Genomic DNA, 11,436 nt, shown 5'->3' with positions numbered 1-11,436 from the left:
GCCCCGGTCCGGTGTGGGCAGTTGAAGTATCGGCGGTCCGGTGGGCCGCGGCACGACCTGGAAGGCAGCAGATGAGGACACAGGACAGCACCGACGTCAAAGCCCTGCCCACCCGACGCAGGATCGGTGCGCTGATCGGTGCCGCCGTGTCGGGCGCGGTTCTGCTCGGTGGCTGCGCGCAGTCGCCCGCCGACGTCGCGGTGGTGGACGGAACCTCGATCACCCGCGACCAACTGAACACCGCCGAGGCCGGTGCCCAGCAGGTCAGCGATCTGTCCCGGGATCAGGTCCTGTCCGTGCTGATCCAGGGACAAGTGGCGTTGGACACCGCGGCGAAGCGCGGCATCACCATCACCGACGCCGATCGCGATGCCCAGCTCAACCCGGCGGTGCTGCAGATCGCGGACGCCCACGAGCTCGCCTACGACCTGGCCGACGTCCAGCTCATCACCAAGAAGATCGGCGAGGACGAGTTCAAGAAGGAACTGGAGCAGGCCGATGTGACGGTGAATCCGCGCTACGGCAGCTGGGATCCGAAGCAGTCGCTGACCGTCATCCCCGGCACCGGTTCACTCTCCGACGTCGCCAAGACCCGCCCGCAGCAGTGACGCAGCAGGCCGACGGCCGGGAGTTGGTCCGGCTGATCGAGGTCATGCAGACGCTGCGGACGCAGTGTCCCTGGGATGCCGAGCAGAACCATCGGTCGCTGATCCAGTACCTGATCGAAGAGACCTGCGAAGTGGTCGAGGCGATCGAGGGCCCGGGCGGCAGCAGCGCCGGTGAGGCCGTCGCCGATCATGATCATCTTCGTGAGGAACTGGGTGACCTGCTGCTGCAGGTGATCTTCCACTCCACCATCGCCGGCGAGACCGATCCCGACTTCACCGTCGGGTCGGTGGCACGCGGAGTCGCAGACAAACTGATCGCCCGGCATCCGTACGTGTACGCCGACGGCGAAGTGCCGCAAGACCTCCACGCCAGTTGGGAAGAGCGGAAGGCCGCCGAGAAGGGCCGGAAGTCCGTACTGGAAGGGATTCCGGAGCAGTTGTCCGCGCTGGCCCGGGCGAACAAGATCATCAGCCGGGCCCGATCGCGGTCGGTTCCGGTCGAACTGGCGGATTCGCCGATCGACGCGGACACGGTCGGTGAGGAGTTGATCAAGCTGGTCGCGCGAGCCCAGGCAGGCGGGGTCGACGCCGACCAAGCCGCCCGAGACGCCGTACGCCGGTTGGAGTCCCGTGTCGTCGAAGCCGAATCTTCTCTCGGACCCTGATCACTACGGCCGACCGCCGAACTCTGACGGTCCGGTCCGGTCCGTCTTCGCCCGAGGGCTCGGCCAGCCCGGCCGGCGCCGACTGATCAGCTGCTCGTGCAGGGAACGGATCTCGTCGGCAAACTCCGGCGCCGGTCCCGCGGTCTCGATGCCGGGGGCAACGGCCTCGATCGGCAGCGCGGCGACGGGACCGGCCGCGAGGCCCCACTCCGTACGCCATCGGACGAGCTGCTGGGTACTGGTGGCGTAGACGATCCTGCCGAGACCGACCCAGGCATGGGCGGCGCTGCACATCGCGCAATGCTCACCGGAGGTGTAGACGACACAGCCGGCGCGTTCGGCGGGCGAGAGATGTCGGGCCGCCCAGCGAGAGAGCTCGAACTCGGGATGCCGCGTCTGATCGCCGTCCTTGACCCGGTTGCGGTCCTCGAAGCGGACGGTTCCCGATGCGTCGACGAGCACCGAACCGAACGGCTCGTCGCCGTCATCCAGTGCTCCTCGCGCCAGTTCGACACATCGGCGCAGATGATCGAGATCGGTTTGCGTGAGGGACTGCCTGTTTGTCGGATCGGCCATCGAGCCACCGTACTCATAGGGTGCTGCTTTGTGGAGGCGCGGCGCGTGATGGTGTACGGGGTCACCGGGAGTGGGAAGTCCACGCTGGCCCAGGAGTTGGCCGAGCGGACCGGGCTGCCACCTGTTGCCGTTGACGAGCTGACCTGGCGTCCCGGTTGGGTGCCGGTGCCCGGCGACGAACAACGCAAGATCATCTCCGAGATCTGTGCCGGCGAGTCCTGGATCCTCGATCACGGCTACGGGAAGTGGCTGGACATCGTCAACGAGCGAGTGGAGTTGATCATCGGCCTGGACTATCCGCGATGGCTGTCGCTGTCCCGGCTGGTCCGCAGGACGATCGGCAACGTGCTGTTGCGCACGCCCACCTGCAACGGCAACACCGAGACGGTGGCCACCGCGGTGGCCGACGACTCCATCGTCCGCTGGCATTTCCGTTCGTTCGCGCGCAAGCGGCAGCGACTGCGCGAGTGGGCGGCCGATCCGCAAGGCCCGCCGGTGCTGGTGTTCAGCCATCCGCGGCAGGTCGAGCGATGGCTCGCGGCCCAGCGGCCCGGCCCCGTACGAGGTTGACCGGCCAGGAGGACCGCGGGAGGTGCCGGCAGTGGGGCTGTCCCCACTGCGAACGGTCCGCGGCCGAGCTAAATTGCTGCCATGTCCGTTCCGTCCTATGAGGCCCGCCGCGAGGCCGAAGCAGCCATGGCCGCGCGTCGAGAGCTCGGACCCGAGTACGAGGCGCAGATCGCGGCCGGGCTGGCAGAGCGCGTCGAACAGGCCGTCTGGCAGCAACACCAGCAGGGCCAGCAAGCTGCCACCCAGTTGGAGCTGGCCCGAATCCGGGACGAGAAGTTGAACCGTGGCCAGCGGTTCGCGTTGACGATCATCTCCCTCGGCACCGGCATCCCGATCACCGCGATCGCCGCCACCCAGGTCGACCCCGGTCTGCTCGGCGTGGCCGTCAGCTGGGCCGGCATCGTCGCGGTGAACCTGGTCTTCAACCGCAGCAACCGCAGCAACCGCGACCGCCGCTGACGCGACTCCCCACACCACAGACCCCCGCACCCGCACCCGAAACCTCCGCGGCGCAGACAGCCGCACCCCAAATCGTCAGCCGCACTCGAAATTCCGGGTGCGGCTGACGTTTTTGCGCGCGGCTGAGGCGAGGGCGAGGATTCCGGCGCGTCCGGGCGCGGTGCGCGGATTGCTCGTGGCGGACCACGGTCGTCACTGGTCTCGCCGTTAGAGTGGGGAACCGCGCCGGATGTACGCGGGCGCGCTCACTTTGCATCTTAGGAAGGCAAGATCTGTGGCCAGTATTGAGTTCGTCGGTGCCCGGGAGATTCTCGATTCGCGCGGCAATCCGACCGTCGAGGTCGAGGTGCTGCTGGACGACGGCGCGGAGGGCCGGGCCGCTGTTCCGTCCGGCGCGTCGACGGGCGCCTTCGAGGCGGTCGAGCTGCGCGACGGCGAGAAGCGCTACGGCGGCAAGGGTGTGACCAAGGCCGTCGCCGGCGTGATCGACCAGATCGGTCCGGAGATCGTCGGCTTCGACGCCAGCGAGCAGCGGCTGGTCGACCAGACCATGATCGACTTGGACGGTACGCCGAACAAGGCCAAGCTCGGCGCCAACGCCATCCTCGGCGTTTCTCTCGCGGTGGCGCACGCCGCGGCTCAGTCGGCCGAGTTGCCGCTCTACCGCTACCTCGGCGGCCCGAACGCGCACACCCTGCCGGTACCGATGATGAACATCATGAACGGTGGCGCGCACGCCGATTCCGACGTGGACGTGCAGGAGTTCATGATCGCGCCGATCGGTGCACCGACCTACGCCGAGGCGCTGGAGACCGGAGTCGCCGTCTACCACACGCTGAAGTCGGTGCTGAAGAAGCAGGGCCTGTCCACCGGACTCGGCGACGAGGGCGGCTTCGCCCCGAACCTGCCGCGGAATGTGGCCGCACTGGAGTTGATCTCCACCGCGGTCGAGCAGGCCGGTCTCAAGCTGGGCACAGACGTCGCGCTGGCACTCGACGTGGCCAGCACCGAGTTCTTCGCCGACGGCGCTTACACCTTCGAGGGCAAGAAGTTGTCGTCCGACGAGATGGCTGCGATCTACCAGCAGTGGCTGAACGACTTCCCGATCGTCTCGATCGAGGACCCGCTGGCCGAGGACGACTGGGCCGGCTGGAGCAAGTTGGTCGCCCAGATCGGTGATCAGGTGCAGATCGTCGGCGACGACCTGTTCGTCACCAACGTCGAGCGGCTGCAGCGCGGCATCGACTCCGACGCCGCGAATGCCCTGCTGGTGAAGGTGAATCAGATCGGCACCCTGACCGAGACCTTCGACGCTGTTGATCTTGCTCATCGGTCTCAGTTCCGCTGCATGATGAGCCACCGTTCCGGCGAGACCGAGGACACCACCATCGCCGATCTCGCCGTCGCCACCAACGTCGGCCAGATCAAGTCCGGCGCTCCGGCCCGGACCGACCGGGTGGCCAAGTACAACCAGCTGCTGCGGATCGAAGAGGACCTGGACGACGCCGCCCGCTACGCCGGTGCTGCCGCCTTCCCGCGCTACCAGGGCGCCAACTGAGGTCCTGCTGATGCCGAATTCGTCCGGGCCGCATCGCTCCGGCCCCAGCCGATCCGGACCCGGCCGCAACAAGCCGGACGTCCCTCGGTCGGCCGGGCGCGGCCGGACCCGCTCCGGGGCGACCGGCTCTCGTCGCCCCGGATCGACCCGCAAGCCGGCTGCCGCCCCGTCGCAGCAGCCCGAGCCGGTCGAGCCGACCATCAGCCGCGACGTTCCGAAGGTCGCGGCGGCTCGTCCGCGGGCCAGCCTGACCACTCGCGCGATCGCGCTGGCGGTGGTGTTGTTGATCTTGACCATTTCGTACGCGTCCAGCCTGCGGGCCTACTTCAATCAACGCCAGGACATCGCCGCGACCAAGCAGGAAATCACTACCTCACAACAGAAAATCGGTGAGCTCAGTGACGAGATCTCCCGCTGGAACGACCCCAACTACGTCCGCACCCAGGCACGCGAGCGGCTCGGCTGGGTGATGCCCGGCGAGCGCGGGTTCCGGGTCGTCGACGCCGACGGCAAACCGGTCAGCGGAGAGAACGAGATCACCGGCGCGCAGCCCGCCAGCAAACCGGCGACGGCCTGGTACTCCAAGCTGTGGGGTTCGGTCGAAGCAGCCGACAAACCGACGGTCCCCAAGAAGGCCGAGCAACCCAGCGCCGAGCCGACGATCACCGAGAAGACCAAGCACCGCTGACTGCCTGCGTGGTTCGTCAGACTGTCTGCGTGGTTCCTGAGAAGGTCTGATCCGAGGCTGAGTGTCAATTCGGTGGACACAGTGGCTGAGAAGTTGATCATGGCTAACCTGAATGGCACGTACCGACTCGCAGTGGAGCCGTGTGATCATCTCCGCGGCAGGGGCCCCCACTGCACGGCCGGCACATTCTTCAGTTCACCAGGGACTTGGGAGTGGCCGTGGACAAGGGTTTCGGGCGCCGTCGGGGGCGCCGTAGGGTCCGGCTGATCGCCGGAGTGAGCATGACAGCCGCAGTGGCCGTCACATTGGCAGCCTGTTCGGGTGGACACTCGACCAGCACCCAACCGCAATCGCAGACCAGCGGAAAGGCAGTGAACGGCGGCACCGTCAACGTCGCCGAAGCCGCTTCGGTGACACCGAACTGGATCTTCCCGTTCAGCCCGATCGCGAACTTCAGTGTCGCCAACATCTCTGACCTGCAACAGCTGCTGTATCGGCCGCTGTACTGGTTCGGCGGTCACAACGATCAGCCGACCAATGATCCGGGCCTGTCGGTGGCGCGGCAGCCGACCTACTCCACCGACGGCAAGACGGTGACGATCAAGATCAAACCGTGGAAGTGGTCCAACGGTGAGGCGGTCAACGCCAAGGATGTTGTGTTCTGGCTGAACATGTCCAAGGCCGAGGCAGCTCAGTGGGCCGGCACCGTGCCGGGCGCCTATCCGGACAACATCAAGTCGTACAAGGCCACTTCGGCCGACACGGTGCAGCTGACGATGGACAAGAAGTACTCGTCGAATTGGCTGCTGTACAACGAGTTCTCCCAGATCACCCCGATGCCGATGGCGTGGGACGTGACCAGCGCGTCGGCCGCCGCCGGCAGCGGCGGTTGCTTGACCTCGGTCAGCAAGTGCCCGGCCGTGTGGAAGTTCCTGACCGCGCAGTCGAAGGACCAGAGCACGTACGCGACCAGCAAGATCTGGGGCGTCGTCGACGGGCCGTGGAAGTTGAAGAGCTACAACTCCGACGGGCATTACAGCATCGTGCCGAACACGGCCTACTCAGGTTCGCCGAAGCCGAAGCTTGATCAAGTCAACTTCCTGCCATTCACCACCGACACCGCCGAGTTCAACGTGCTGAAGTCGGGCAACCAGATCGACCTCGGCTACGTGCCGCCACAGGATCTGCCGACGAAGCCGGCCGGCTCCGATCTGCCGAAGAACAATCCGGCAGGTTCGAACTACGATCTGGCCGCCGCCTATCGGTGGTCGATCAACTACTTCCCGATCAACTTCAACAACCCGACCGTCGGTCCGACGTTCAAGCAGCTGTACGTCCGGCAGGCATTGGAGCAGACGCTGGATCAGCCGGTCGACGTGCAGAAGGCCTTACGGGGCTACGGTCTGGTCAACTTCGGACCGGTGCCGGCCAAGCCGGTGAACAAGTGGATGTCGCCGGCTGCCAAGCAGGGGACGCCGTACCCGTTCGACGTGAACAAGGCCAAGCAGCTGCTCACCTCGCACGGCTGGACCGAAACCAACGGCGTGATGACCTGCACCAAACCGGGCAGCGGTTCGAACCAGTGCGGACCGGACGTCAAGTCGGGCGCGAAGATGGAGTTCAACCTGGACTACGCATCCGGAACTCCGTCGCTGGATCAAGAGATGCAGCAGTACAAGTCCGACGCGTCCAAGGCGGGCATCGTGCTGAACGTCACGTCCAAGCCGTTCGACAGTGTCACCGGCGAGTCCGTCCCGTGCACGGCTTCGCAGAAGATCTGCAAGTGGGAGATGGGCAACTGGGGCGGCGGCTGGATCTACGCGCCGGACTACCTGCCGACCGGTGAGTCACTGTTCGCCACCGGTGCCGGCTCGAACTCCGGCAGCTACAGCGACGCCAAGATGGACAAGTTGATCAACACCACGTTGACCAGCTCGGACATGAACGCCTTCTACGCCTTCGAGGACTACACCGCTCAGCAACTGCCGGTGATCTTCCAGGCCAACGTGTACGACGTCTTCGCCACCTCGACGAAGGTCGGCGGCGTCAACTACAACCCGCTGCAAACTCTGGTACCCGAGTACTGGTACCGGACGAAGTAGCGGCCCTTCCTCCTGGCCCGGTCGCGGTGAGCACGCGACCGGGCTCGGTCTTCACGAGTTCGTGTGGCGTCCAAGGGGTCCTGATGGGTGGCTATCTGCTGCGCCGGGCCGGCCAGGCGTTGATCGTCTTGTTCCTGGTCACGGTGATCGTCTTCGTTCTGTTGCACCTGTTGCCGGGTGGTGCGGCGCACGCGATCCTCGGCCCACGGGCGACTCCGGCGCAGATCGCCACCTTCAATCACGAGAACGGCTACGACCTGCCGCTGCCGGTGCAATACCTGCACTGGTTGGGACAACTGCTGCGTGGTGATCTTGGTTACTCCTACCACCTGAACCAGTCGGTCGGCTCGTTGATCGTCTCGCGGTTGGGCAAGACCATCGTGCTGAACCTGATCGCGTTGATCATCTCGGTGGCGATCGCCATCCCGATCGGCGTCACCCAGGCCGTTCGGCGCAACGGCATCTTCGACTACGCGGCCACCGGCATCGGATTCGTCTTCTACTCCACCCCGTCGTTCTTCCTCGGCCTGCTGCTGGTGCTCTGGTTGTCGGTCAACACCGGGTTGTTCCCGGCAGAGGCGCCGCAGAGCAACAGCATCTGGGAGATCCTGGCCCAGCCGCGAGCAATGGTGCTGCCGGTGCTGACGCTGGTGCTGCTGCAGGTCTCGCTGTTCACCCGTTACATGCGCTCGGCGGTGATGGACAACTTGATCTTGGACTACGTCCGCACCGCGCGGGCCAAGGGCGCCGACGAGAACCGAGTGCTGTATCGCCACGTGCTGAGGAATTCGCTGATCCCGATGGTCACCATCCTGGGGCTGTCGTTGCCGATCCTGCTCGGCGGTTCACTGGTGATCGAGCAGGTGTTCAATTTCCCCGGGATGGGCCTGTTGTTCTATCAGGAGGCGCAGGTCCAGGACTATCCGGTGCTGCTCGGCATCACGTTGATCGTCGGTGTCGCCACCGTGGTGGGCAGCCTGGCCGCCGACATCGGCTACGCGATTCTCGATCCGAGGGTGAGGTACGTCTGATGGCCTACGGATCGATCGGCCGTGACCCGGTCACGCCGACAGCCACCGACGCCGCCGCGGCGGTCCCGCTCGACGACAGTTCCGGCGGCGAGGTGCAGGTCGCGGTCAGCCCGTGGCGACGTGCCGTTGGGGTGTTCATCCAGAACAAGCTGGCGGTGATCGGGCTCGCGGTGATCATCGCGCTGGTGCTGTTCTGCTTCGTCGGGCCGCTGTTCTATCACACCGATCAGGTGCACACGAACCTGATGAACGCAAACCTGCCACCCGGAAACGGCCACCCGCTGGGCACCGATCCGACCGGCTACGACGAACTCGGCCGGCTGATGTACGGCGGTCAGGCGTCGCTGGAGGTCGGCATCGCCGCGGCCGTGCTGGCCACCATCGTCGGCACCCTGTACGGCGCCATCAGCGGCTACATCGGCGGTGCCGTGGACGCGGTGATGATGAGGATGGTGGACGGCCTGCTGGCGATTCCGTCGCTGTTCATCCTGCTGGTGTTGTCGGTGATCTTCCACCCGTCCACCGGAATCATGATCTTGATCATCGCGTTCTTCTCCTGGCTGGGCGCGTCGAGGCTGGTTCGCGGTGAGGCGCTCAGCCTGCGGGTGCGGGAGTATGTCCAAGCGGTGAAGGTGATGGGCGGTGGCGGCGGCCGGGCGGTGGTCCGGCACGTCGCGCCCAACGCGATCGGCACCGTGGTGGTGTTCGCCACCTTCACCGTCGCCGATTCGATCATCACCCTGTCCGTGTTGGGATATCTGGGCCTGGGCATCCAGCCGCCGCAGACCGACTGGGGGGCGATGCTGTCCACCGCAACCACGTACATGAACAGCGGTTACTGGTGGCTGATCTATCCACCCGGCCTGGCGATCGTGCTGGTGGCGATCGCGTTCAACTTCCTCGGCGACGCGTTGCGCGACGCCTTCGACTCTCGGCTGCGGGCGCGGTGATCATGAACGGCTCGACCGGCATCGAACGACTCGACCTGAGCACCGGTTTCGATCTCAGCGACGACTACGACGGACCGCTGCTGCAGGTGTCCGGACTTCGTACCGAGATCCGGCTCCGGCATGCGACCGTGCACGCGGTCGACGGAGTGGACTTCGAGGTGATGCCCGGTGAGACGGTCGGCATCGTCGGTGAGTCGGGCTGCGGCAAGACGATGACGGCGATCTCGATCATGCGACTGCTGCCACCGGGCGGCCATGTGGTCGGCGGCTCGATTCTCTTGCAGGGCAGGGATCTGTTGACGCTGACCGAAGAGCAGATGCGATCGGTACGGGGTGATGCGATCGGGATGGTGTTCCAGGATCCGCTGGCGGCACTCAATCCGACCATCAAGATCGGTGATCAAATCGCCGAGGGCGTACTGCTGCACAGACCGGTCAGCCACCACCAGGCCCGTCTGCGTGCGGCCGAAGTGCTGGATCTGGTCGGCATCGCGCAGGCGCGCGATCGGCTGGACGACTACCCGCATCAGTTCTCCGGCGGCATGCGACAGCGGGTGATGATCGCGATGGCGTTGGCCTGCGAACCTCGGCTGCTGATCGCCGACGAACCGACCACGGCGCTCGATGTCACCATCCAGGCACAGATCCTGAAGCTGATCGACGACCTGCGCCGCCAGTTGGACATGGCGGTGATCTTGGTCACCCACGACCTCGGGGTGATCGCCGGCCGGGCCGATCGGGTGGTGGTGATGTACGCCGGCCGGGTGGTCGAGACAACCGACACCCTGACCTTGTTCGGCAACGCGCGGCACCCGTACACCGAGGCGTTGTTCAACGCGTTGCCGGAGCACGCGGCCAGTGCGGGCGGCCGGCTGCGGACCATCCCGGGCATCCCGCCGGACCTGACCGATCCGCCGGCGGCCTGCCGGTTCGCGGCTCGCTGCCCGCGGGCCCAGGACGACTGCCGGGCCATCGATCCGCCGCTGATCACCGAACGTCCGGGGCACAGCTTCGCGTGTCTGCATCCGGTCGGGGATCCGGAGCTGATCAGGCCGACCGGGCTGAAGCCGTTGCGGTTGGCCGAGGACTCGCCGGCGCCGACCAAGATCAAGATCAGCGAGCTGGACGTCGCGGACAAGCTGGACAGCGGCGTCCCGATCGGCCGGCCGCTGGTGCAGGTGGCCAACCTGGTCAAGGATTTCCCGGTCCGGCACGGCCTCTTCGGCCGGCAGGTCGGTGCGGTGTCGGCGGTCGCGGGGGTGAACCTGGAGATCATCCGCGGTCAGACCTTCGGCCTGGTGGGGGAGTCCGGCTGCGGCAAGACCACCACCGGGCGACTGATCGTCGGGCTCGAGGAGCCGACCGCCGGCACGGCCCTGATCGACGGCATCGACCTGTTCCGGCTGCGCGGAAAGGATCGCAGGCGCTACCGCCGCCGGGTGCAGTTCATGTTCCAGGATCCCTACTCCTCCTTGGATCCGCGGATGCGGGTGGGGGCGATCCTGCGCGAGCCGATGATCATCCAGGGCGTCGGCAGTCCGCGACAGCAACGGGCCCGGGTGGCCGATCTGCTGGCAGACGTCGGACTGCCGCACAACGCACTGGATCGCTACCCGCACGAATTCTCCGGCGGCCAACGGCAACGGCTCGGGTTGGCCCGGGCGTTGGCGCTGCAGCCGAAGTTGATCGTCGCCGACGAGCCGGTGTCCGCGCTGGATGTCTCCATCCAGGCACAGGTGCTGAACCGGATGCGAGACCTGCAGAGCGGTCTCGGACTGACCTACTTGATCATCTCCCACGACCTGTCGGTGATCCGCTACATGTCGGACCTGATCGGGGTGATGTACCTGGGCAAGCTGGTCGAGGTCGGACCGGCCGGTGACGTCTACGATCACCCGCTGCACCCGTACACCCACGGCTTGATCACCACCATCCCGGTCGCCGATCCGTGGAGCGAACGCAGCAAGGAACACCAGTTGGTGGCGGGCGAGCCGCCGTCGGCGGTGAATCCGCCGTCCGGTTGCCGCTTCCGCACCCGCTGCCCGCTGGCCCAGGAAGTCTGCGCCGCCGTCGAGCCTCCGCTGATCGAACTGCGCCCCGGCGGCCACAAGGTCGCCTGCCACTTCCCGCTGGAGGGAAAGGTCCCCGAGTCCATCGCCCAGAAGGTCACCGAGCCCACCGCCCAGTCGGTCCCTGAGCCTGTCGAAGGGCCCGACCCCATCTGACACA

The 11,436-nt window shown here is 66.3% G+C and carries 11 protein-coding genes; 10 read left to right on the top strand and 1 reads right to left on the bottom strand.

Going from position 1 to position 11,436, the window contains the following annotated elements; all coding sequences use genetic code 11:
• Window positions 1-71: 71 nt before the first annotated feature.
• Window positions 72-608 carry a SurA N-terminal domain-containing protein gene (locus FOE78_RS20380; protein ID WP_143987898.1) on the top strand — a complete coding sequence of 179 codons (537 nt, stop codon included), beginning with the start codon at window positions 72-74 and terminating at the stop codon, window positions 606-608.
• 44 nt (window positions 609-652) lie between these two features.
• The gene (locus FOE78_RS20375; RefSeq protein ID WP_143988979.1) at window positions 653-1,273 is read left to right on the top strand and encodes a MazG family protein; all 621 of its coding nucleotides are present in this window, start codon (window positions 653-655) and stop codon (window positions 1,271-1,273) included.
• A 3-nt stretch (window positions 1,274-1,276) separates the two neighbouring features.
• On the opposite strand, the gene FOE78_RS20370 is transcribed toward FOE78_RS20375, so the two are convergent.
• Window positions 1,277-1,849 carry a nucleoside deaminase gene (locus FOE78_RS20370; protein WP_143987897.1) on the bottom strand — a complete coding sequence of 191 codons (573 nt, stop codon included), beginning with the start codon at window positions 1,847-1,849 and terminating at the stop codon, window positions 1,277-1,279.
• A 30-nt stretch (window positions 1,850-1,879) separates the two neighbouring features.
• On the opposite strand from FOE78_RS20370, the gene FOE78_RS20365 reads away from it, so the two are divergent.
• The 8 genes from FOE78_RS20365 (at window position 1,880) to FOE78_RS20330 (ending at window position 11,432) form a co-directional block, all read left to right on the top strand.
• A complete protein-coding gene (locus FOE78_RS20365; RefSeq protein WP_210414694.1) occupies window positions 1,880-2,419 on the top strand; it encodes a P-loop NTPase family protein in 540 nt (179 codons plus the stop codon).
• Window positions 2,420-2,500: 81 nt separating this feature from the next.
• The gene (locus FOE78_RS20360; protein ID WP_143987896.1) at window positions 2,501-2,878 is read left to right on the top strand and encodes a hypothetical protein; all 378 of its coding nucleotides are present in this window, start codon (window positions 2,501-2,503) and stop codon (window positions 2,876-2,878) included.
• Window positions 2,879-3,152: 274 nt separating this feature from the next.
• Window positions 3,153-4,436, top strand: coding sequence for a phosphopyruvate hydratase (gene eno / locus FOE78_RS20355; protein ID WP_143987895.1), 1,284 nt, complete (start codon window positions 3,153-3,155; stop codon window positions 4,434-4,436).
• Window positions 4,437-4,446: 10 nt separating this feature from the next.
• A complete protein-coding gene (locus tag FOE78_RS24295) occupies window positions 4,447-5,124 on the top strand; it encodes an FtsB family cell division protein (protein ID WP_228265919.1) in 678 nt (225 codons plus the stop codon).
• Window positions 5,125-5,405: 281 nt separating this feature from the next.
• The gene (locus tag FOE78_RS20345; RefSeq protein WP_143987894.1) at window positions 5,406-7,226 is read left to right on the top strand and encodes a peptide ABC transporter substrate-binding protein; all 1,821 of its coding nucleotides are present in this window, start codon (window positions 5,406-5,408) and stop codon (window positions 7,224-7,226) included.
• 83 nt (window positions 7,227-7,309) lie between these two features.
• Window positions 7,310-8,257 (top strand): ABC transporter permease, encoded by a 948-nt coding sequence (locus FOE78_RS20340; RefSeq protein ID WP_143987893.1) that lies wholly within the window; start codon window positions 7,310-7,312, stop codon window positions 8,255-8,257.
• The gene (locus tag FOE78_RS20335; protein WP_143987892.1) at window positions 8,257-9,207 is read left to right on the top strand and encodes an ABC transporter permease; all 951 of its coding nucleotides are present in this window, start codon (window positions 8,257-8,259) and stop codon (window positions 9,205-9,207) included. The genes FOE78_RS20340 and FOE78_RS20335 overlap by 1 nt, the downstream gene beginning before the upstream one ends.
• Window positions 9,208-9,209: 2 nt before the next feature.
• A complete protein-coding gene (locus tag FOE78_RS20330; RefSeq protein ID WP_143987891.1) occupies window positions 9,210-11,432 on the top strand; it encodes an ABC transporter ATP-binding protein in 2,223 nt (740 codons plus the stop codon).
• Window positions 11,433-11,436 lie beyond the last annotated feature (4 nt).

Origin of the sequence: Microlunatus elymi, assembly GCF_007362775.1 — a bacterium.
GTDB classification, from domain to species: domain Bacteria; phylum Actinomycetota; class Actinomycetes; order Propionibacteriales; family Propionibacteriaceae; genus Microlunatus; species Microlunatus elymi.
Note: the sequence above shows the minus strand (reverse complement) of the source record. Positions and strands in the feature narration are given on the sequence as shown.